Here is a 22897-nt window from a genome sequence, read left to right as displayed (position 1 = left end):
TATAATTAATCATATATACCTTCTGCTTGAGACGGAGTGAAAGCAGTGCAGAGGGAAGATTTTAATAAAAAATTGCAAAACCAGACAAAACCTTGATTTATCAGTTGCATAAAGAGAATTCTTCTAATATAATGAAGAAGATAATGGAGTTACTTTGTGAAACTCCGTTGCTTATATATAGATCAGTCGTTTTGAGGCGTTTGATCAATTCAGAAAATACATCTGTCTTAAGTACAGATTATAGAAAGGTACGGTATAAGAATGAGTGAATTAAAAGCAAAAGCACTCCACATGGGACCTGCACAGTGTGCGGTTGATCTTGGAGACGGCAGTGAGAGAGGCGAATATGTGAATCAGGATTATATCCTGCAGAAGCTTGGCAGACCACACAGAGCGATCAATCTGATGTACTGCTATTATCCAAATGATGAGGGATGGCCGGGACGTGCCAGCGTCGTTCATGCAGATCCATCGGTACAGTTTGCATGGGATTTTCCATACGATGACTATTTCACCTACAAGGGTGGTCTGAACGGAACGCGCGATGACGAGCCGTTCACATGTATGCGTGATGTGCGCCGTCATGGTCAGGACGTTCTTCTGACAATGACGATCGATCCGAAGGTATCCGATGAACACTTGAGAGCGATCGGTCAGGATCTTCGCACCTTTGGTCGTGTACAGCTTCGTATCAATCATGAAGCAACCGGTAACTGGTTCTCCTTCAACAAGCGTGCAAGCTATGAGGAGGTTGCAGCATTCTTTGCACATGCCAGCGAGATTATCCGTGAGGAAGCTCCGAACGTTAAGACGATCATCTGTCTGGATGGCTGCAAGAGCGTTGATGATGAGAAGATGGAGATGGAGGATATCTTTGCAGAGGCTTCCAGAGCAGCAGATATCGTATCCGTTGACCGTTATATGTCTCTTCACTGGGGCTGGCCATATGATGTGGCTGAGGAAGGGGGAGATACCTTCTCCCGCAGCAAGGTAGAGGATATCTATACACTTGCCAAGAAGAGCTATGAGCGTTATACCTTTGTCAATGGCGGAACGAAGAAGCCGATGGTACTTTCCGAGTTCAACTCAGACGGTGATGTAACAGGACCATATGATCAGGCAGATATGCTTAAGGAGTTCTGTGAGATGCTTAAGGCAGACAAGGACAAATGGCTTTCCGGTTTTACACTGTATCAGTTCCGTGACAGAGGACGCCTTGGTCTGGAGATCGAGGATCCGAACAACGCAGAGGTTGGTATTGAGCAGCCACTGATGGACACTTACCGTGATATCATTCATGATGATTTCTTCCAGCCGTCTATGGAGGTTGGCGCAGAGACAGCACTTCCGGCAACACTTCGCTGGGGTGGCTCTGAGGATGCTGACGGAATCAGTGTACCGCTTCATTTTGACAGTGATCCGGTATTCTGTGAGGCATATTTTGATGAGGATACGGTGGACATGAACCTGATGCTCGAGTTGAACGGTTTCTGGTTCTACAAGGCACCCGGTGTGAAGTGTGTCGACATGATGAGTGCATTCTTCAAGAATCGTCTTGATGGCGCAAAGGATATGGATCTGAAGATTTTTGCACCACCGGCAAGCGGTGAGAATGATCCTTCACAGGGAGAGGACTGGCAGACCAATTATTATACAGAGCTTAAGGCACTGCCTGTGATCCGGATCCGTTATGCTCCAATCGTAAAATAAGAGCGTTAAGAAAGTGAGAAGTTCTTATATTCCGGGGTGGCAGATGTGACGCATCGGAATGAGGAAAGATTGCATTTTAAAGTTTAGTAAAGGAGAGTGGTTTTGATGGATTATAATGTCTATAATTACTTTATCGGTAACTATGCACAGAAACCGGCAACCAAGTATGATACCCATAAGTCTTCAGAGCTGCGCTCCGTCATGAAAAATATCACCAAGATGACCCAGTCATCGCCGATCTATCTGGTGCGCCTGTCTCAGGCGAAGCAGGAGTATGCGCTCAATATTAAGGAGGCGGCAATCTCCCTGAGCAACACACTGTCAATGCTTTCCGAGGATTCCATGGACAGTGTCTTTGCACAGAAGAAGGCGGTATCCTCAGATGAGGCGCAGGTCGGAACGAGGATTATCAACGAAGACTACAGCCAGCTTCCGAAAGAGCCGATGATCCGGGTCAATCATCTTGCAACCACGCAGGTCAATGTCGGCAACGAATACTATATGACCGGAAAGGGACTTTCGGCAGGAACGTATCGTTTCCGCGTGGCGGTTGGTGATGACAGTTATGATTTTCAGTACAATATCCGTAAGGATGCCAATCACCGTGAGATCATGGAAGGCCTTTGTGATTTTATCAATAAGGCGAAGATCGGACTGACGGCAACGCCGGTATCGCGAAGTGCCGATAAGATCATGATGCGGATCGAGTCCAATATGACGGGCTCGCCGGACGGTGGCAATCTGTTTTCGTTTGCGGACCGTACCGGAGAGGGAGGAGACGGAAGAGGAATTGTTTCTTATTATAATATGAACAATGTCGTTTCCAGACCATCCAGTGCCTCCTTTGAGTGGAACGGAGAGACGAAGGAAACCTTAGGCAATACCTTCGTGCTGGGAAGATCGTTAGAGGTGTCCATGTATGCACCGGGTGATCAGGCAGCACAGATTTCCTATCTTCCGGACAGCGACAAGATCCTTGACGGTGTCTCCGGCATTATCCGATTTTACAATAAGCTGGTGGACAGCACCAACAACTACAGCGGTCAGACCGGACAGAGTCCGAGACTGATCCGCGAGTATCAGAATCTGTTAAAGCCATATCTGTCTGAGCTGGAATCCTGCGGCATCACCTTGGATGAGCAGGGCAGGATGAAGATGGACGAGTCACTTGCCTCGCAGGCAGCGCAGGATGGCGACATGGAGAAGCTGATCGGAAGAGATTCCGCGTTAAACCGCAGACTTCGCAAGAAGAACGAAGAAATCAAGCTCAATCCAATGGATTATATTCAGAAAAAGATCGTATCTTATCCGGATTACGGGAAACCGCCGAAGGGATACTCCTACATCACCTCACTTTACAGTGGGATGCTGTTTAATTATTATTGCTGATGGGGGTCGATTATTTGGCAACACCATCCAGGTCGTCCTCCGATGCATTTGCCGTGACCTTTACGATCACCTTATGAGGAAGACAGACCAGACTTTCTCCGTTGTGGCGGATCGAAGTCTGATGTACACAGAGTTTATCCGGGCAGTCAGCCTCTGTAATGGAGGCGTGCCCGTTTTTTATTTCCAGATGATTGGTGCCGCCGTCTGCCCCCGGGATATCAAGAGTTGTATCGACGGACAGAGGGAGTGTGCGGTATGTCCTGCCATCGACGGTGATCGTGACGGTATCGCCGGTGGTGCGGTGAAGCAGCCGGTATCCGCCGGTCACACAAAGCCCTGCGATCGCAAGAATCAGGAGCAGGATAATATCATTTTTATGAGCTGTCAGTTTGTTCATAAGAAAGACCTCGCTTTGCCGATTTGTTCCGTTTGTTTTATGAAGTATACCATAAAAATGTCACTGGGAAAATCAAATGAGTCATAAATTGGGAAAAATAGAAAGAAATGACAGAAGGAACCCGAAAAAGTTCAGAAACGTTGCAGATAATGGGATTTACCTCTTGACGAAAGAACTCTACTTTGTTATAATTATCGGGCGATGTAACAGGTCTTTTTTTTATGTCTTTTTTTAAACAAACTAATATGGAGGTGAATAGTGTCGTGAGAGTAAAAATTACTTTAGCATGTACAGAATGCAAGCAGCGTAACTACGATACGACGAAGGAGAAGAGAAACCATCCTGACAGAATGGAAACCAAGAAGTATTGCAGATTCTGTAGAAGACACACATTACACAAGGAGACAAAATAGTCTCGTAGAATGAAAGGAATGTGAGATATGGGAGATTCTGAGATCAAAGAGGAAATCAAAGAGCAGAACGAACCACAGAAGAAAGCAGAAAAAGCTGCAAAGAAAAAAGGCGCTTTTCAGAACATGAAAGCCGAATTCAAACGTATCGTTTGGCCGGACAAGAACACAGTTGTGAAGGAGTCCACCGCAGTTGTTGTCGTTACAGTTATTCTGGCAGTCATCATTGCATTGTTAGACTTTGTGATTAAGACTGGCCTGGATAAGATTCTTCAGATAGGATAAGGGTGATTGACGTATGGCAGATCGTATGGCAGATAAAGAGCCACATTGGTATGTGGCACATACCTATTCCGGATATGAGAAAAAGGTAAAGATGGATATCGAGAAAACGATTGAAAATCGTAACCTGCAGGATCAGATTCTTGAGGTTTCAATCCCGATGTTGAATGTGACTGAGGGGGAGGATGAGGATTCAAAGGTTGTTCCGAAAAAGATGTTCCCGGCCTATGTGCTGATCAATATGTATCTGAATGATGATACATGGTATGTCGTTCGGAATACCCGTGGAGTGACAGGCTTTGTCGGTCCGGGATCCAAACCGGTTCCACTTACAGATGCAGAGATGGCAAGCATGGGACTGAAGGCAAATGCTCCGGCATGCGAGTTCAGTATTGGTGATTCCGTGGTTGTAAAGTCTGGTGTCTGGGAAGATACAACAGGAATTGTTCGCCAGATCAATCACGAAGACCGTATGGTCACGATCAACATCGATATGTTTGGACGTGAGACGCCGGTTGAGATTAGTTTCAACGATGTGGAAATCGTCTGAGAAAGCCGCTTGAGATACAAGCGCCGCACTAAAGTGTGAATTTTGACGTGAATGTACGTCAGGAAATATATAGGAGGTTAAGAAAATGGCTAAGAAAGTCGAAGGATATATTAAATTGCAGATTCCTGCCGGAAAGGCAACTCCAGCACCGCCTGTTGGACCAGCCCTTGGACAGCATGGAGTTAATATCGTACAGTTTACAAAGGAGTTTAATGCGAAGACAGCAAATCAGGGTGATCTGATCATCCCTGTTGTTATCACTGTATATCAGGATAAGAGCTTCAGCTTTATCACAAAGACTCCTCCGGCAGCTGTACTGATCAAGAAAGCTTGCAAGATTCAGTCCGGTTCTGGTGTACCTAACAAGACAAAGGTTGCTACCATTACCAAGGCTCAGGTACAGGAAATTGCAGAGACCAAGATGCCTGACTTGAACGCAGCTTCTTTAGAGTCAGCAATGAGCATGATCGCAGGTACATGCCGCAGCATGGGCGTTGTTGTAGAGGACTAATATTAATAAATAACTCGATGTAATCATTATATATTGAAAAGACTTGTTATTAGATTGAACGTCGTGGGAGGCTGGCAGATGACTGCCATTGAATACACGCCGTTACTACCACTAGGAGGTTAATTATATTATGAAAAAGGGAAAAAAATATGTAGAAGCTGCTAAGCTTGTAGATAAGGCAACACAGTACGAAGTACAGGATGCTGTAAGTCTTATTAAGAAGACAGCAGTTGCAAAGTTTGATGAGACAATCGAAGCGCATATCCGTCTTGGCGTTGATGGACGTCATGCAGATCAGCAGGTTCGTGGCGCAGTTGTACTGCCTCACGGAACAGGTAAGACTGTTCGCGTACTCGTATTTGCAAAGGGTGCAAAGCTTGATGAGGCACAGGCTGCAGGTGCTGATTTCGTTGGTGGCGAGGAGCTTATTCCTAAGATCCAGAACGAAGGATGGTTCGATTTTGATGTTGTAGTAGCTACACCGGACATGATGGGTGTTGTAGGTCGTCTGGGACGTGTCCTTGGACCTCGTGGTTTAATGCCAAACCCTAAGGCTGGTACTGTAACAATGGATGTAACTAAGGCAATCGAGGATATCAAGGCTGGTAAGGTTGAGTATCGTCTCGATAAGGCTAACATCATCCACGTTGCTGTAGGTAAGGCTTCCTTCACAGAGGAGCAGCTTGCAGATAACGTAAATGCAATTCTGGATGCGATCCGTAAGGCTAAGCCTGCATCTGCAAAGGGACAGTATTTCAGAAGTGTTACACTGGCAAGCACAATGGGACCTGGTGTAAAGCTGAGTACAGCTAAGTATGCATAATCGTTCATACGATATAGTATGATTCCCAAATAAATAAAAGTGACTATCGGTTAACGGGTAAGTGGTTTTCAGATAGTCACTTTTTTTGCATTTTTAACATGATTTTAACATATATTTATGGTATCATCTAAGATAGCAGTTAAAATACATAAAGGAGTTTTACCTATGACACAACGGGAATTTCGTAAAAAATCATTTATCATTCTTGGACTTACAGTTCTTCTTCTGATCTGTATGGTCTGGGATACCACAGCATTCCGCCATTCATCCGGTGAGAGCAGCAGCGCGGCAACCAAGACCACCAAGACGGCAAGCAGTGTGTCAACCGGCTCTGCACTGGTTACGGATGTACAGGCTGTCTGGATCTCTTTTGGCGATTACAAGGCGGCTGGCTTGTACAACAAGTCACAGTCCGCATTTCAGACCAATGCGAACAAGTATTTCAAAAAGCTCAAGAAGGACGGTATCAACACTATCTATTTCCATGTGGCTCCATGTAACGATGCCATTTATCCAAGCAAATATTTAAAGTGGAGTTCCTATATGTTTGAGTCTGTACCGGACTATGATCCGCTGGAGATTCTGATACAGACGGCACATAAGAACAAAATGACATTTCATGCATGGCTCAATCCTTACCGCAAGAAGATGGGCGTAAGCTACGATCCGGGTAAGGCATCCTCTCTGAAGCGGATCCGGCGCATTGTGGCGGAGATCGTTCAGAACTACAATGTGGACGGCATTCATTTTGATGATTATTTCTATCCGGCGAAGGCAAAGGGGGCACAGTTTTCCAAGGTGTCTGTTGCCAAGCGTAAGCGTGTGATCAACAAGATGGTGCAAACCATTTACAGCACGGTCAAAAAGCAGGATGAGAAGCTTTTGTTTGGTATCAGTCCTGCCGGCAATATTGAGTATGCGGAAAGCCTTGGCTGCGATCTGGCAACCTGGCTGAGCGAGGACGGCTATATTGATTATATCGTGCCTCAGATCTATTGGAGTGACCAGTACAGAATGGGCCGCAAGGTGACCTCTCTGTATACTAACCGGTTAAACAAATGGGTGAATCTGAACAAGAATAACACGTCGATGTATATCGGGCTGGCAACCTACCGTGCCGGAACCTACAGCTCCTCCGATCTGGGCTGGCGCCGCAAGAACAACAATCTGGTCAGTCAGATCAAGAAAGAAAAAGCAGCAGGTTGTGATGGTTTTGTACTGTTTAGCTCCAGTTACATGTACCACAGCCGTGCCGCCAAGGAAATGAAAAATTATAGAAATTATATCCGTTAACTTTCGCAAATGGATATCTTATCCTGCACCGATAATGTTTCAAACCATAGGAAGCGTTATTGGTGCAGTTTTGTTTCCAGACTTTTGATGATGCTTGTGATCTGATATTCCAGTGCGTACATCATCGTGTCATATTCCGGATAATCTTCTTTGACATGCTCCATCAGAGGATAGATGAAATCCTTTGTTTCTGTAATATAAGCCTGCAGACGCTTTTCGGAAAAAACACCTGCCATTGATGAAACATTGTGACAGCGGTCGAAGACCTTGGCAATGCAGGCTTCCCTGCTGCCGCGAATATCCTTCATATAGCGCTTCATCGTCTCAAGCTTTGCTTCCCCGTCCAGATGCTTCTTGGTGATACAGTCTACGCCGCGGCGCACAGTCTCATTGACCGGAAGCTCGTCCGGGCAGACAGGGCAGTCCTCGCAGACATCGTGTAACAGCATGACTGCCATCAGGTTGTCATCCGTCATGCCGAGTGAGATGCCATGCAGGGCGAGTGTCATGGGGTGGATCACATAGGGAAGCCCCTCGGTTCTTTTCTGATCCCGGTGCATCCGCAGGGCGATGTCAAGAGCGATACGGCTCTGCTCGAGCTGATGAGCCTCGATGTAATCCCGCAGAAAACGTTCCATATATTCTGCATTTTCGTTGTACTGTAATTTCAAATCATTTCCTCCTCTTGTTCAAATACACCAGCATGATCATGATCATTATGGTGGTCAACATTTCTGCGGTCATAAAGGAACTCCATATACCACGCATTCCCAAGATCCGGCTTAAGGTGAACGCACACAGGATGATCGCTATAACACCTCTGGAAAAGGAGGTGGCGAGTGCCTGCAATGCGCAGTCAGATGCGCTGAGATAACCGGTGGCTACTATATTGAAACCCGCAAAGATAAATCCCGGGAAATACAGTCTTATTCCGTCAAATGCCAGTCCGTGCAGCTCCTTGGAACCCTCGCTGTTAAACATGGCGATCAGAAGATCGGTCTGTGCTCTGGTGATAAAAAGGATTACAACGGAAAGGGCAAGAGCAGTAGCAATTCCGTAGCGCAGAAGCCGTCTGGCGGCGAGGGTGTCGCCTTTACCGTAATAACGGCTGATCAGCGGCTGGGAGCCCTGCGCTACACCGTTAAACATAGCGGTTGCCACAAGAGCAAGATTGGCGATCACACCATAGGCGGCAACGCCGACATTACCGGCAATCCCAAGGATCAAAAAATTAAAGGTTGTGGTTGTTACACCGGATGAAAATTCACCGATAAATGCGGAGGTTCCAAGCTGGCATGCCTGAAACAGCCGTTTTGGTGACGGTGGCTGCCACAGAAAACGAATCTGATTGTCTTTCTTAAAAAAGTGGATCCCGCAGATGCAGGTACTGACAATTGGTGAGAGGGCGGTTGCAAGTGCTGCACCTGCCATTCCCATTCCCATAGGAAACATAAAGATATAGTCAAAAATAATATTGAAAAAACTTCCGGCGAGTGTTGCTGCCATTGCGAGAGATGGCGCACCGTCATTTCGAACGAATGCATTGATAATGAAATTGATCATAAAAAATGGTGCGAACATCAGAAAGATACGTGCATACGGAACACCGAGTGATGCGATGTCTGCATCGCCGCCCATGATCCGCAGGATGCCGTCCGGTGAGAATGCACCGATTAATATAAATGGAATGCTGATGATCAGACAACAAAATACAGCATTGGAGAAAAACCGATCGCAGCCGGAATCTCTCTGCGCTTTCAGGATAGTAAAACGTGTTGCGGAGCCAACGCCGATCATCGAGCCAATCGCATAGATCAGATTGTATAACGGCAGACAGAGATTTAACACGGTAATTCCATTTGAACCGGCTGCCTTGGAGATATAAAAGGTGTCCGCCAGAATGTAAATGGAAATGCCGAGCATGCCAAGAATATTTTGCGAGACAAACTTCGTATATTCTCTGCCAAGGTTCTGCGACATTCTGTTGATTCATAATGCAGCCGATGATCCGGATGCATTATTTTCCCCTTCGATTTGATATTTAAATTGTAACGATGTCACAGGGATAAGTCAACGGTTTTTCCATTTTCCTCCGGATTTAAGGACGTCTTTTCGCCGAAAGAATTGTAGGTAGCAATCTTGCCGGAGGAACGGTATATTTTGGCGACGATGGACCGGAGTGAACGGGAAAATGTACCGTCAGAAGACAGATATTTGCCGATCTTGGAAGGACTTGCTTCGGAGAACTTTTCCTCATCCAGAGACAGGCTGCCATCGCCCTTGAGTTCAATGCCGAGCGAAGACAGATCTTCCTTACTGTTCCGGAGTATTTTTGTCATTTTCTTTTTGAGAGCCGAGGTGCTGCTGTCACTGATGCCCTCAGAGGAATTGATCAGGTTGTTGTAGGTTTTGACGAATGCCTGCGCAGTCTGCAGGATCTCCGTTTCGTGGTCGGAATCATAGTTCAGTGCGCGAAGCTTCTCGGTCATGCGCTGAACGGCTTTTGCATCGGCCGACACAATGACGCTCTGGGGCTGCGAGCCGCGAAAATCCTCCTGAAGTGCATTCACATTTCCACGGTAGGCACTGCGCATATAATAATTCAGACTGTGTTTTACGGTGTAAGAGACAACGTCCATTCCTGATTCCTCCTCTAACGATCAAAATGTACTATATGATATATCGGTTCGTTCCGGCAAATTATTTAATCCATCTGGCTTCCTGAATTTTTGGCAAAGCACAAGCTCTTTCATTGACTTCGTTTTCGCGGTATGATATGCTGATACGGATATCATTTAAGAAAAGAGGAAATAGCAATGAAAGATAAAGCAGTGATCGCAGTGCTGGCAGCAGTCTTTATCGTAGCGGCAGCTGTTGGTGGCATTTTTATTAAGAACCAGATGAAGTCTTCGGATTCGACCGGAAAGCAGACAACAAGCATGAACACTGTCGACAAGACGCCACTGCAGCGGCAGTCAGATGGGGTTTTGGATAAGCTTTCTTATTGTAAGCGTGTTCTTGATAAGAAGAAACAGGGCAAGAAAAAGAAAGAGGAGCTTGATAACCTCTGGAACAGCGTCAATGAGATCCATGCGAAGTCATATGCAGCCACAATGACACAGGAGGAGGTTGACGAGGAGATGACAGCCCTTAACTCCTACAGCCAGACGGTGGACGAACTGTATCAGCAGAATCAGAAAGCCATTGAGAAGCTGAAAAAACAGGACGAAAAGGAAGAAAGTCAGAAGAACGCTAAGAAATAATACGTTGTTTTCATAAAGGAATCAGTACAAAATCAAACAGAAAGATGTTTATTGATAATTATTATCAATAACTGTCTTTCTGTTTTTTTTGTTCAATGGTATAATGACAATTAGTTAGTTTATTCTAACTAAAATGAAAAGATAGAATGGAGAGTACCATGTTTCTTGAAATTAATGATCTGAAGAAAAGCTTTGGACAGGGTGACAGCCGTGTGCAGGTGCTGCGCGGCATTGATCTGAGCGTGGACAAGGGAGAAATCTGCGTTCTGCTGGGACCATCCGGCTCCGGCAAATCGACTCTGTTAAATATCATTGGAGGAATTGATGCACCGGATTCCGGCTATGTATCCATTAATGGGGAGAAGATGGTGGATATGACGGAGAAGCGTCTGACCAGATACCGCAGAGAGCATCTGGGCTATGTCTTTCAGATGTACAATCTGATTCCGAATCTGAATATTAAGGAGAATATTGAGGTTGGCGCATATCTTTCCGACCACCCGTTAGATATTGATGATCTGTTACATACACTTGGTCTGTATGAGCATCGTCATAAGCTTCCGAACCAACTTTCCGGTGGACAGCAGCAGAGAACGTCGATCGGACGTGCGCTTGTCAAGAATCCGGATATTCTGCTGTGCGATGAGCCGACGGGGGCACTCGACTATACGACATCCAAGGAGATCTTAAAGCTGATCGGCGATGTCAACAGTAAATACGGCAATACCGTTATTATGGTAACACATAACGATGCCATCAAGGAGATGGCTGACACGGTGGTTAAACTGCGCGATGGCAGGATCCGCAAGGCTTACCGCAATGAAAATAAGATATCTGCAGAGGAGTTAGAATGGTAATGAGAAATCCATTAAATAAGCGAATATTCCGCGAATTTCGTTCTGAATTTGGAAAATATGCGGTGATCTTTCTGTTTATGGTGCTGACCATTGGTCTGGAGTCCGGCGATATGGTCGCAAGTGACAGCATGATCGCAACCTGTAATGAACGTTATCAAAAATATCATGTGGAGAACGGACATTTTCACCTGAAGCAGGCAATGAAGGACAAGGTGATCGAGAAGATTGAAAAGGACGATGTCACGATCTATCCGGATTTTTATGTGGAGCGCACCTATCAGGGAAAGGACAAGAAAGAAAAAAAGCTTCGTATTTATGAGAGCAGAGATGAGATCAACAAGCTCTGTATCATGAATGGTGCACTTCCGAAGAAAGATAATGAGATCGTGATCGACCGAATGTTTGCGGACAACAATAAGACAAAGACGGGCGATAAACTTACGATTGACGGAAAGACATATACGGTATCCGGTCTTGTTTCCTTCTCGGACTATACGACTATGTTCGAAAATAATACGGATATGATGTTTGATTCGGTCAATTTCGGTGTGGCGATGGGAACAAAAGAGGAATTTAAGACCCTCTCTGAAAAGAGTCTGACGTATAACTATGCATGGACTTACAATGCAGGTGATCCGGCAGATGACATCGAGGAGAAGAAATGGTCGGATGATCTGATGGATACCGTTGTGGATGCTGCCGGAGAAGGCGGCGGAGCGACGATGCTTGGTTCCATGCTTGGCGTGCTGAATATGGACAATGGTATTGATGATTATGTTCCGCGTTACGCCAACCAGGCGATGAATTTTGCCGGGGATGATCTGGGAAGCGACAGAGGCTCCATGCTTGCCTTTCTTTACATCTTGATCGCTGTTCTGGCATTTATCTTTGGCGTGACGATCAGTCATACGATCACAAAGGAGTCAACCGTGATCGGAACGCTTCGGGCATCCGGTTATACAAAGGGAGAATTATTCAGACATTATCTGGCAATGCCGGTGATCGTGACATTGATCGCGGCAGTGATCGGTAATATACTGGGTTACTCTTATATGAAGCAGGTCATTGCAGATCTGTACTATTCAAGCTATAGCCTTCCGAAATATGAGACGCTCTGGAATCAGCAGGCATTTGTGCTGACAACGGTTGTGCCGATCCTGTTAATGTTTCTAGTGACAGGAATTACGCTGATGCGCAAGCTCAAATACTCGCCATTACAGTTTATTCGCCGTGACCTGACAAAGAGCAAGCGCCGGAAGGCAGTAAAGCTGCCGCATTTTAGTTTCTTCAACCGATTCCGTTTACGCATTATCTTACAGAATATTTCCGGTTATCTGACGCTGGTATTCGGAATTTTTGTGGCAACAACAATTCTGTTATTTGGAATGATGTTTCTGCCTCTTCTTGATCATGTATCGAAGATATCCAGAGATCATATGATGGCGAAATATCAGTATATGTTAAAGGGCGATGCGGAGACATCCAATAAGGATGCCGAGAAGTTTGCGGCATATACGATGAATACATATATGGACGGCTATAACCAGGAGGCGGCAACCGTGTATGGTATTTTTGACGACAGCCGTTATGTGAAAACGAAGCTGCCGAAGAAGGGTGCTGTGATCACAAGCGGTATGGCGGAGAAATATAAGCTTAAGAACGGTGATGCATTCCTGTTAAAGGAGCAGTATGAGGATAAGCTGATTCGCTTTCAGGTTCGGGGAATCCTCGACAGCCCGACGACGATCGGTGTCTACCTGAGTCATTCCTACTACGAGGATCTTTTCAATGTGGATAAGGATTATTATTGTGCATACTTTTCGGATTCCAGGATCACGGATATCAGCACGAATAAGATTTTCAGCACGATCACCTCGCGTGATGTCACGAAGATGGCAGATCAGCTCAAGGTATCCATGGGGAATATGTTCCAGATCGTGGAGGGCTTTGCTGTTGTAATGTTTATTCTGGTTGTGTATCTTCTGACCAAGATCATTCTGGAGAGAAACTCCACCTCCATTTCCATGGTAAAAATTCTTGGATACGAGGATGGCGAGATCGGAAGACTTTATCTGGTGGCAACTTCGTGGGTGGTTATCTTTTCCGTGCTGCTCAGCTTTGTACTTGTTACGGAATTGATCCGGCTGATCTTCGTTGCCTTCATGAAGGGTTACAGCGGCTGGATTCCGTTTGGTATCGCGACGAATACCTATGTGGAGTGTTTTATTCTGACCGTTATATCTTATCTGGTGGTTGCAGCAATGCAGATGCGTAAGATAAAGAAAGTGCCGATGGATGAAGCACTCAAAAATGTGGAATAAAACAGCATTTCCAATGGAAAATGTGAATAAAAAGGCAGACTGTTTGCGAATGGTCTGCCTTTGCTGCTTTGATGAAAGCTTCTTCTCATTTCAGGGGCACTGTGATAAGATAAATAAAACAAGGCTTTTCGGAGAAAATGAGAGGACTCTTCAAGCAGCGAAGAAAGGAACGGTGACAGATATGGAGTTACAGATTCAGGTGGCACAGGCTGCCAAGAAGATTATGGAGATTCAGAACAATGTCTCCAAGGTGATCGTTGGAAAGGAAGCAGTATTTCGGAAGCTGATGGCGGCATTTCTGGCAGGCGGTAATGTCCTTCTGGAGGATATGCCGGGAACCGGAAAAACAAAGCTTGCCAGAGCACTGGCGGCATCGATCGACGCAGAGTTTGGACGGATTCAGTTTACGCCGGATCTTCTGCCGTCGGATGTGACCGGACTTAATATTTACCGGCAGGATCAGGGTGTGTTTGAATTTACGGCGGGACCGGTATTTTGTAATATTCTCCTGGCGGATGAGATTAACCGTGCCACGCCGAGAACGCAGTCCGGTCTTTTGGAGTGCATGGAGGAGCGTCAGGTGACCGTGGACGGTGTCAGCCGGAGGATGAAGGCTCCGTTTTTCCTGATCGCCACACAGAACCCGGTGGAGACGGCGGGAACCTATCCGCTGCCGGAGGCGCAGATCGACCGGTTTGCCATGCAGCTTTCCATGGGGTATCCGACCATGGAGGAGGAACTGGCGATCATTGACCGCTACAAGAGTGACGATCCGCTGGCGCAGCTTGAACCGGTCTGTACCTGTGAGGATATTCTTCAGCTGCAGGAGTTATGCCGCCGGATTTATGTGAGCGACAGCGTCAAGAAATATCTGGTGCAGATCATTCAGGCAACGAGAGAACATGATGGTCTGGCGATGGGAGTCAATCCGAGAGGAACACTGTCCTACCTGCATTGTGTGCAGGCGTACGCAATGATACAGGGACGGGAGTATGTTACGCCGGATGATGTGAAGGAGTTATGTGTCCCTGTTTTGGGACACCGTATAATATCTTACCGTGCCGGTCAGAGCGGATCAACGAAAGAGATTCTGCAGGGAATCCTTGAGCAGATTCCGGCACCAACGGAAGAGTGGACGAGGTGATTGTGTGGGGCTGATCATTGCTGTTATAGTAGCATTTGCTGTGCTTTATGCACAGCAGAAATATTTTAAAACTCATTGGAACAGAGGGCTCGAAGTACAGCTTCGTTTTCAGAAAAAGGGCGTCAGTGCCGGTGAGAAATGTTATCTGGAGGAGACGGTGGTCAATGAAAAGAGAATGTCTCTGTCGTCGCTGCAGGTGAAGTTTACCGCATCGAATACCTTTCTGTTTGAGCAGGAGGGCAATGCGGCTGTGACGGATCAGTATTACCGGACAGATCTTTTCGCGGTTGGAGGAAGGCGAAGGATCACAAGAGCGCTGGAGTTTGTTCCGTCCCGGCGTGGCTATTATGAGATTGACCGGATCGATATTCTGGCACGTGATTTCTTTTATACGGCAACCTGCTCCGAGCGGCGGGACAATGTGGCGAGTCTTTATGTTTACCCGTATAAGAGGGATGTGAGCCGGTTTGATGTGCTTTACCGGAGGATGCAGGGAGAGCTTCTTGCGAGAAAGCAGCTGGAGGAGGATCCGTATGCGTTTCGCGGCATGCGGGAGTACCGTCCAACGGACAGTATGCGGCGGATCAACTGGAAGAGTACCGCCAAAGCGGGGAAGCTCTTGGTTAATATGTATGAATCCAGCTTTTCGCAGGAGATTCAGATCCTGCTAAATGGTGACTGTCGTGACGAGAGGCATAAGAGAGAGCTGCAGGAGATGGTGATCTCGCTTGCTTCCTCTCTGGCGGCAGAGCTTTTGCAAAAGGGAGTGCCGGTCTCGTTATCCGGCAATCTGACGGATATTCTTTCGAAGGAGCCGGTAAGCTGCGAGGCGGGTGTTCATAAAAGTCATCTTGAGAAAATCGACCGGCGTCTGGCATTGGCGGATACGGAGCAGCTGTCCGGCAGCTTTGCAGAGTTGCTCAAAAAGAGTGGGAACGACGGGGAGACCGACAAATGTTATCTGGTGATCACAGCAGAGGATACAGAGGACATTCGGGCGGCGGTCGAGGCAAAGCGCACGGATGGGGAAGCTGTTTATGGGATCATTATCTGCCGGGAGGGTGAGAGTGGTCCGGCAAGAGAAGGATTTCTTTGGTGGGAGGTGTGAGTGTGGCAAGGAGAGTAAGGATCAAAAGCAGACCGCGCATCTGCCTGGAGATTTCGCTGGATCTGTTGCACGGTGCAGCGTGGCTTGGAATTTATTTATTTCTGAAATTATTTCTGACGTCCGGACGTGCGGCGACCTGTGCGGCGATCGGAGTTGGTGTATTATTTGTGATCGGATGCCTTGTCCGAAATATGGGACAGATCCGGTCGTGGGATTATAATGCCCTGTGGGTGGCAGTCGCAGAGGGTTTTATCTTTATGCTTTACGGCAAGCTGCAGGGCTATCCGATGCTTTCGGTGTATGGTATGTTTCTTGGCGGGATCAGTATCTTGGGGCATTTCTGGTGCCTGTCGTTTCAGGGCATGCAGGAATATCTGGAGCAGAGCAGTGATCTGAAATATGTACCGGGAGAGAAAATCTTCTGGACAAATACACGGATGGTAACGGGATGGCTTCTGGTGATGGCAGTGCTGTTTCTGGGAATCGCGTTTGTTCAGGCGGATATGTCCTTTGCGGTGATCGGCAATGCATTTCGCCGGCTGATCCTTTGGATCGCCGGACTGGCACGGATGCTTGCACATATGCTGGAAGGAAATGCGCAGACGGATACGATGCCGGAGATGACGATGCCACCGTCTCCGACCGGACTGCCGGAGGCTGTGGATGATGATCATGCGCAGGGACTTGGCGTGATCGTCGCACTCATGGCGATCGGAGCTGTGATCATCTATGTGTTTGTAAGGATGATTCTGACCTCACAGGGTCCGAAGGATCCACAGCGCGGGCAGCGTCCGGTATTTCACCGTCGTGGCAGCAAAGAGGATGTGGTGGAGAAGCTTGAAACGGAGGAGAAGAGATTTCTGTTTTTTCGAAATAACAGAGAACGGGTGCGTTATCTGTTCCGGAAACAGGTGATGAATCATTATTCCGGGAAGGTGCCTGTTTCCCATACGGCAGGACAGCTTTGCGATGCCATGAAAAAGGACAATGACGATCCGTGGTTTGATCGTCTGGAGGAAGCGTATGAGGTGGCGAGATACAGCCGTCGGCCGGTCAGCAGGCAGGATGTACGCATTCTGAAGAAATCAAAGAAAAACTTAAAAGTCATAAATCGGGCAGGAAAGGGCATAGTAAAAGTAACATATTTTTAGAGAAAGGCAGGAATTGTTATGAGTGCTATGCCGCCGGCCGCGTTTTGTGAGAAACACCCATTATGGTATCGTCTGATCGTTCTGTTTATTATCACGGCAGGAGTGTATCTGGCATTCCGTTATCTGCTTGTGATCTTTATTCCGTTTATCATTGCATATCTGATCATGCGGATGCTTTTCCCGGTGATCTGGTTTTTGCGTCACAGGTGGCGGTTTCCGGGCTGGCTTGCCTATGGAGGAACGCTGACGGTATTTTTCGGCACTGTTTTTGGAGCAGTGCTTGTTTTAATATGGCAGTTCTGGAAGCAGCTCAAGCTGTTTCTGCAGAATTTTCCGGTGTACCGGCAGGAGTTTTTACAGCTGTATGACAATCAGACCGGCTATCTGTGCGGCTGCTTCGACCGGTGGATGAGCCTGCCGGCAGGAAGTGCGCAGGAATATCTGAGCCGGTGGACGAGCGGGGTGATCGCGGGCAGCAGTGCAAAGCTTTCGGAGCACGCCGGAAATCTTCTGACGTTCTGCTTCTCGGGAACGGCACGGTTTCTGACCGTGATACTGATCATTGTTGTGAGTATGATCGCGCTTTGCGGGGACATGCAGGTAGTTCACCGCATTTATCGCAAAAGCTCCTTTTACCCGGTAGTGCATCGTGTGGCAGTCACACTCAAGCAGTCAGGGCTTGCCTATCTGAAATCGCAGGGGATCATTCTGATGATCATATGGATCGTATGTAGTGTGTCACTCACACTGGTCCACAATCCCTATAGCATTTTGATCGGGTGTGGAATCGCCGTGTTTGATACCTTTCCGGTTCTCGGAAGTGGCATGATTCTTGTGCCGTGGGCAGTCTGCGCCGCATTTGGACAGAATTATTATGTGGCAGTGATCCTAATGATTGCCTTTATTTTATGTGTGGTCGTGCGTGATCTTCTGGAAGCACATATGATGGGAAATAATATGGGACTTTTGCCGTTTTTCATGACGGCGGCACTCTATGGCGGCGTGTGCCTGTTCGGTGTATGGGGAATCCTGTTAGGTCCGTTTGGCGTGATCCTGATCCGGTCGATCTATCAGCAGATCGTATAAGAATGCGGCAGGGATAAAACAGTGTTTGTCCCTGCCGCCGGTATGCTCATATAAAAACAGACAAAAAATAACGAGCCGCCGGAATAAGCAGCCCGTTAAAGGAGAAGGTATGAAAAAAATTTTAAGCACTGCCAAATGTTTAACCATTTGACATTTTCAATTATAGAAATCATTTATGAACATGCAATGATGAACTTGTAAAAAAAATGTAAACATTTGTCGTCATAAATATTAACTCAAACCATGTTAAATAAAACAGAACGTTATAATGTTCGCCAAATATTAAAGTATGAAGGTCGATAATGTAGTTATCGACACCAAAAAAGAGAGACTTTTGACAAGTCTCTCTTTTTTGGTGTACTTTTATGCAGTTTCTTGGGGTTAATTATGCCCCGGTTTTTCGCTAGAATAGCATTAATAAGAAAAACGGGAAGGATCGATTAAGTATGAGACAAATGAAAGTATGGGGAAGGGGGAGAACTGCCTGTGTATTCTGGGCACTGGGAACAGCGCTGTTTCTGGGAGGCTGTCAGAAAGGTGCGGATGCCAAGCCGCTCAAACTGACATTTTCACAGGAGAGCGGATGCTATGAGAATCCGTTTGAGCTGGAACTTTCGGCGGAGAAAGGGGACATCTATTATACGCTGGATGGCTCCGATCCGCGTGACAGTGATACCAGGATCGCCTATAAGAGTGCGATATCCGTGACGGATCGGAGTGGAGATGCAAATGTGCTCTCGGCGATCGATCCGGCACAGTACGATGCCGTCAATGTGGAATGGGACAGTGAGAAACAGAATTTTGTGAGCACGATCGGAAATCCGAAGGATGACGAGGTGGACAAGATGACGGTGGTGCGCGCGGTGGCGCAGTCCTCCGGGCGAAGCTCCGATGTGGTGACCCAGAGTTATTTTGTCGGGGACATGACGGAGCATGTGCAGGGCATTGAGCAGAGCTGCGATGCGTCCGGCCAGGATCTGGCGATCATGTCTATCACGGTCAATTCATCAGATATGTTTGACTCCAAAACCGGAATTTATGTCAAGGGTGACATTTATCAGAAGGCACTGGAGGATCTGATCCGGGACGTGGAGGATTCGTGTCCGGACGTGGAGAAGGGACGCAGTCTGGACGCCAATTACAAACAACGGGGAAAGGACTGGGAGCGGGCCGCCCATGTGGATTATTTTGAGAGCGATGGCAAGACGACGGTCTGCCGGTTGCAGCAGGATTGTGGTATCCGGATTCAGGGCAATTATTCGCGCTCAGATCTGCAGAAGGGGTTGCGACTGTGTGGCGGAAAGAAGTATGGCAAGAAGAATTTCTCCTATCCGTTTTTTGGCGATAAGGATGTGGATGACCGGGGAGAGGTGGTTTCCAGTTTTCGCAAGCTGATCCTGCGCAATGGCGGAAATTGCGCGTTTACGACCAAATTCAGTGATACCTACTGGCAGAAGCAGCTGGCGGATCTGAAGGTGGAGACCCAGGCATCCAGACCATGCGTGGTCTATCTGAATGGGGAATACTGGGGACTGTATATTCTGCAGGAAGATTATCAGGCCAAGTATTTTGAGAAGACACATGGAGTGGCCAAGGAAAATGTCGTGACATATAAGGGGGATGCAGAGGCACTTTCCTTGGGATACAAGCTGGATGAAGGAAAATTGCCGGAAGGGGAGGACAATGAGTCCTACTATCTGCAGGACGTGCTGGCTTTCTTCGCCAGCCATGACAATCTCCGCAATGAGCAGGATTACGAAGCATTTGCCAAACTGGTCGATCCGGAGTCTGTCAGGGACTATTTTGCGGCCAATGTCTGGCTGAATAATAAATGGGACTGGCCGGGAAAGAACTGGACGATCTGGAAGACCACGAAGGTGGATCCGGACAATCCGTATGCTGACGGGCGATGGAGGCTTTGTTTCTATGATCTGGATTTCGGGGGGGTCAGCGGCGTGGAGGACATTGGAACCAATACCATGGCTGAGGACAACTATAAGAAATATGGGCTTCTCGACAAGAAGACGGCCAATCCGCTGGTCAAAATGTTTGTCTATCTGATGAGCAATGATTCGTTCCGGCGGAATTTTGAGGATAAGTTGCTGTCGCTCAGTGAAAATGAACTGGAAAAAGAACATGCACTGGCAGAGTGCAAGAAGATCAGGGAGATCTATGAGCCGTTGTATCCGCAGTTCTTTACCAGATATTTTGGGACGGAGCAGGCGGAATATAAGACGGAAGATGCCATTGGGGGAAGTTATGCAAGCTATCAGTGCATTGTCGATTTTCTCGGAGGCCGGGCAGATACGATCCCGGGGATCGTCCAATGGATCGAAAAAACGGAAAAAAGATTGGAGTGAGAAGATACGAATGAGTCAGGATACGTTTGCAAGGGTGGAGAAAAAGTATGTGATCAGCCGGGAGCAGTATGAGTGGATCCGGCAGTTCCTTGCAGAGTATACGGTGGAGGATGAGTATGGACAGAGTACAATCCGCAATGTCTATTATGATACGCCCGGGGAGGAGATGATCCGTCATTCCATCCAGAAGCCGGAATTTAAGGAGAAAGTGCGCGTCCGGGGATATGGGAAAATCGGACGAAACGATGACGTGTTTGTGGAACTGAAGCGCAAATACCGGGGCATCGTCTATAAGAGAAGGGTCAGCATGCCACTTTCGGAGGCAGAGAAATTTCTGGCGCGGCGCGGGAGCCGGAACTCGGTTGAAGGAAAAGATGTTTGTTGCCAGAGAGAGAAAGGAAGCCGGAGCGAGACGGTGAGGAAGGTTTTCCTGCCGCAGAAGGAACGCCCAAATCAGGAAGAGGGAGACTTTGTGCATCGCCAGATCCTGCGGGAACTGGAATACACCAGAGATCAATATGACTTGCGACCGAACATGTATATCGCATACGACCGCGTAGCCCTGTACGGAAAAGAGGACAGGTCCTTGCGTCTGACATTCGATCAGAGGATCCGCAACCGCAGGCGGGGACTGACGCTGGACGGGGAGGAACCGGAGAATTTGTACTTTGAGCAGGGTGAGGTCGTCATGGAGATCAAATGTGGCAGTGCATATCCGCTGTGGCTTTGCAGGATGCTTGGGAGACAGAAAATCTATCCCACATCCTTTTCCAAATACGGAGCATTTTATACGAAAGAGAGGAATCAACAATATGATGGCAAGTGTGATTAATGGAGCGGGGAGTGTGTCTGTGCAGGCGGCACTGTTGTGTACATGTGTGTCTCTGGTACTGGGGCTGGTGATCGCGGCAGTGTACATGCTGCAGGGGGAGTATACGAAGAATTTTGTGGTGACGCTGCTGTTGCTGCCGGCGCTGGTGCAGGCGGTGATCATGTTGGTCAATGGAAATCTGGGAACCGGTGTGGCGATCATGGGGGCATTCAGTCTGGTGCGTTTCCGGTCTGTTCCGGGTACATCCCGTGAGATCAGCGGCGTATTCTATGCGATCGTGGTAGGACTTGCGACCGGTATGGGCTATCTGGCTTATGCGGCGATGATCACTGTGATCGTGGGAGCTGTGATGTTGTTTTTCTACAAGGTGATCGGACATGTCGGCGTGCAGCAGCATCTCCTGCGGATCGTGATCTCGGAAGATCTTGATTATGAGGGAGTCTTTGAAGATATTCTGCTGAAATACACAAAAACTGCCCGTCTGATTCAGGTAAAAACCATCAACATGGGCAGTATGTATGAACTTCGTTATGAAATTGCGTTGGCAAAGGATGCGTCTGTCAAGGCGATGATCGATGACATCCGCACCCGCAATGCCAATCTTACGGTGAACTGCAGCAGAGTGCTGACCAGCCGAGAGGAATTATAATATGTCATAAGTCAATGGAAGCAAGGTGCGTAGGCACTTATTCAAGTTTGAATTAATATTTATTTTTACATTTTGAAACGGTAGCCGACACCCCAGATTGTTTCGATGTACTGTGGCTTGGAGGAGGAGTCCTCGATCTTTTCACGGATCTTTTTGATGTGTACGGTGACGGTTGCGATGTCCCCGACAGATTCCATCTCCCAGATCTCGCGAAAGATTTCTTCCTTGGTGAAGACATGATTTGGATTTTCCGCAAGGAAGGTGAGCAGATCAAATTCCTTTGTGGTAAATGCCTTTTCTTCTCCGTTGACGTAGACGCGGCGGGCGGTCTTGTCGATCTTCAAACCACGGATCTCGATCACATCATTGGTCGGAATACCGCTTGCGGTCAGCCTCTGATAGCGTTCAATGTGCGCCTTGACTCTGGCAACCAGTTCGCCGGGACTGAATGGCTTGGTCATGTAGTCGTCGGCTCCAAGCCCGAGTCCGCGGATCTTATCGATGTCCTCACTCTTGGCGGACACCATGATGATCGGTGTGTTCTTTGTTTCACGGATCAGCTTACAGATGTCGAAGCCATTCATTCCGGGAAGCATCAGATCGAGGATGATCAGATCAAAATCTTCATCTAATGCTCTTGCGGCACCGCCGCTTCCGTCAGATTCAAGCACAACCTCAAAGTCGCTGAGCTCCAGATAATCTTTCTCCAGTTCTGCAATTGCTGTTTCATCTTCAATAATTAAAATTCTAGCCATAATGAA

General features: G+C 47.4%; 23 protein-coding genes. 18 read left to right on the top strand and 5 right to left on the bottom strand.

Translation table 11 applies throughout. The features are described from left to right. Nucleotides 1–261: 261 nt before the first annotated feature. Together ACZLMD_RS01680 and ACZLMD_RS01675 are read left to right on the top strand one after the other, a co-directional pair. Nucleotides 262–1710 carry a glycoside hydrolase family 26 protein gene (locus tag ACZLMD_RS01680; RefSeq protein WP_489495011.1) on the top strand — a complete coding sequence of 483 codons (1449 nt, stop codon included), beginning with the start codon at nucleotides 262–264 and terminating at the stop codon, nucleotides 1708–1710. A 105-nt stretch (nucleotides 1711–1815) separates the two neighbouring features. Beyond that, a complete protein-coding gene (locus ACZLMD_RS01675) occupies nucleotides 1816–3099 on the top strand; it encodes a hypothetical protein (RefSeq protein WP_482522104.1) in 1284 nt (427 codons plus the stop codon). 10 nt (nucleotides 3100–3109) lie between these two features. Here ACZLMD_RS01675 and ACZLMD_RS01670 read toward each other — a convergent pair whose 3' ends face one another. Continuing rightward, a complete protein-coding gene (locus ACZLMD_RS01670; RefSeq protein WP_118559731.1) occupies nucleotides 3110–3496 on the bottom strand; it encodes a NusG domain II-containing protein in 387 nt (128 codons plus the stop codon). A gap of 263 nt (nucleotides 3497–3759) precedes the next feature. Between ACZLMD_RS01670 and rpmG the strand changes: the two genes are divergently transcribed. The 6 genes from rpmG (at nucleotide 3760) to ACZLMD_RS01640 (ending at nucleotide 7365) form a co-directional block, all read left to right on the top strand. Then, entirely contained in the window at nucleotides 3760–3909 is a 150-nt protein-coding gene (gene rpmG / locus ACZLMD_RS01665) for a 50S ribosomal protein L33 (protein WP_118559744.1), read from the top strand. 27 nt (nucleotides 3910–3936) lie between these two features. After that, entirely contained in the window at nucleotides 3937–4191 is a 255-nt protein-coding gene (secE, locus tag ACZLMD_RS01660) for a preprotein translocase subunit SecE (protein ID WP_022306961.1), read from the top strand. Nucleotides 4192–4204: 13 nt separating this feature from the next. Continuing rightward, nucleotides 4205–4738 (top strand): transcription termination/antitermination protein NusG, encoded by a 534-nt coding sequence (gene nusG, locus ACZLMD_RS01655; protein WP_022306962.1) that lies wholly within the window; start codon nucleotides 4205–4207, stop codon nucleotides 4736–4738. An 85-nt stretch (nucleotides 4739–4823) separates the two neighbouring features. Then, nucleotides 4824–5249: a 50S ribosomal protein L11 gene (rplK, locus tag ACZLMD_RS01650; protein WP_022306963.1), complete on the top strand. Its 426-nt coding sequence runs from the start codon at nucleotides 4824–4826 to the stop codon at nucleotides 5247–5249. 130 nt (nucleotides 5250–5379) lie between these two features. After that, complete coding sequence (gene rplA / locus ACZLMD_RS01645) at nucleotides 5380–6072, top strand: 50S ribosomal protein L1 (protein ID WP_484108646.1); 693 nt, start codon at nucleotides 5380–5382, stop codon at nucleotides 6070–6072. Nucleotides 6073–6237: 165 nt separating this feature from the next. Then, nucleotides 6238–7365: a glycoside hydrolase family 10-like protein gene (locus ACZLMD_RS01640; RefSeq protein WP_482523302.1), complete on the top strand. Its 1128-nt coding sequence runs from the start codon at nucleotides 6238–6240 to the stop codon at nucleotides 7363–7365. Between the two features lie 56 nt (nucleotides 7366–7421). Here ACZLMD_RS01640 and ACZLMD_RS01635 read toward each other — a convergent pair whose 3' ends face one another. The 3 genes from ACZLMD_RS01635 to ACZLMD_RS01625 form a co-directional block, all read right to left on the bottom strand. Then, nucleotides 7422–8036: a hypothetical protein gene (locus tag ACZLMD_RS01635; RefSeq protein WP_482523303.1), complete on the bottom strand. Its 615-nt coding sequence runs from the start codon at nucleotides 8034–8036 to the stop codon at nucleotides 7422–7424. A 1-nt stretch (nucleotide 8037) separates the two neighbouring features. Next, on the bottom strand, nucleotides 8038–9345 hold the full coding sequence (locus ACZLMD_RS01630; RefSeq protein ID WP_482523304.1) for an MATE family efflux transporter: 1308 nt from the start codon (nucleotides 9343–9345) through the stop codon (nucleotides 8038–8040). A gap of 77 nt (nucleotides 9346–9422) precedes the next feature. Next, the gene (locus ACZLMD_RS01625; RefSeq protein WP_489495010.1) at nucleotides 9423–10004 is read right to left on the bottom strand and encodes a hypothetical protein; all 582 of its coding nucleotides are present in this window, start codon (nucleotides 10002–10004) and stop codon (nucleotides 9423–9425) included. Nucleotides 10005–10181: 177 nt separating this feature from the next. On the opposite strand from ACZLMD_RS01625, the gene ACZLMD_RS01620 reads away from it, so the two are divergent. The 10 genes from ACZLMD_RS01620 (at nucleotide 10182) to ACZLMD_RS01575 (ending at nucleotide 22136) form a co-directional block, all read left to right on the top strand. After that, nucleotides 10182–10628: a hypothetical protein gene (locus tag ACZLMD_RS01620; RefSeq protein ID WP_489495009.1), complete on the top strand. Its 447-nt coding sequence runs from the start codon at nucleotides 10182–10184 to the stop codon at nucleotides 10626–10628. Between the two features lie 158 nt (nucleotides 10629–10786). Next, on the top strand, nucleotides 10787–11485 hold the full coding sequence (locus ACZLMD_RS01615; protein WP_022306970.1) for an ABC transporter ATP-binding protein: 699 nt from the start codon (nucleotides 10787–10789) through the stop codon (nucleotides 11483–11485). Beyond that, a complete protein-coding gene (locus ACZLMD_RS01610; RefSeq protein ID WP_482523306.1) occupies nucleotides 11485–13806 on the top strand; it encodes an ABC transporter permease in 2322 nt (773 codons plus the stop codon). The genes ACZLMD_RS01615 and ACZLMD_RS01610 overlap by 1 nt, the downstream gene beginning before the upstream one ends. Before the next feature lie 181 nt (nucleotides 13807–13987). Beyond that, the gene (locus tag ACZLMD_RS01605; protein WP_118559746.1) at nucleotides 13988–14950 is read left to right on the top strand and encodes an AAA family ATPase; all 963 of its coding nucleotides are present in this window, start codon (nucleotides 13988–13990) and stop codon (nucleotides 14948–14950) included. Between the two features lie 4 nt (nucleotides 14951–14954). Continuing rightward, the gene (locus tag ACZLMD_RS01600; protein WP_482523307.1) at nucleotides 14955–16058 is read left to right on the top strand and encodes a DUF58 domain-containing protein; all 1104 of its coding nucleotides are present in this window, start codon (nucleotides 14955–14957) and stop codon (nucleotides 16056–16058) included. Nucleotides 16059–16060: 2 nt separating this feature from the next. Beyond that, nucleotides 16061–17209 (top strand): hypothetical protein, encoded by a 1149-nt coding sequence (locus ACZLMD_RS01595; protein WP_482523308.1) that lies wholly within the window; start codon nucleotides 16061–16063, stop codon nucleotides 17207–17209. An 18-nt stretch (nucleotides 17210–17227) separates the two neighbouring features. Further along, nucleotides 17228–18295, top strand: a complete 1068-nt coding sequence (locus ACZLMD_RS01590) for an AI-2E family transporter (RefSeq protein ID WP_482523309.1) — start codon at nucleotides 17228–17230, stop codon at nucleotides 18293–18295. A gap of 446 nt (nucleotides 18296–18741) precedes the next feature. Continuing rightward, complete coding sequence (locus ACZLMD_RS01585) at nucleotides 18742–20655, top strand: CotH kinase family protein (protein ID WP_482523272.1); 1914 nt, start codon at nucleotides 18742–18744, stop codon at nucleotides 20653–20655. A 10-nt stretch (nucleotides 20656–20665) separates the two neighbouring features. Continuing rightward, a complete protein-coding gene (locus ACZLMD_RS01580; protein ID WP_482523273.1) occupies nucleotides 20666–21487 on the top strand; it encodes a VTC domain-containing protein in 822 nt (273 codons plus the stop codon). Then, nucleotides 21468–22136, top strand: coding sequence for a DUF4956 domain-containing protein (locus tag ACZLMD_RS01575; protein ID WP_455057674.1), 669 nt, complete (start codon nucleotides 21468–21470; stop codon nucleotides 22134–22136). Before ACZLMD_RS01580 ends, ACZLMD_RS01575 begins: the two co-directional genes overlap by 20 nt. 65 nt (nucleotides 22137–22201) lie before the next feature. Here the strand turns inward: ACZLMD_RS01575 and ACZLMD_RS01570 are convergent, their stop codons facing one another. Further along, nucleotides 22202–22891 carry a response regulator transcription factor gene (locus ACZLMD_RS01570; protein ID WP_455057673.1) on the bottom strand — a complete coding sequence of 230 codons (690 nt, stop codon included), beginning with the start codon at nucleotides 22889–22891 and terminating at the stop codon, nucleotides 22202–22204. Nucleotides 22892–22897: the final 6 nt, after the last annotated feature.

It is taken from the genome of Jutongia sp. (assembly GCF_057878315.1).
Note: the sequence above shows the minus strand (reverse complement) of the source record. Positions and strands in the feature narration are given on the sequence as shown.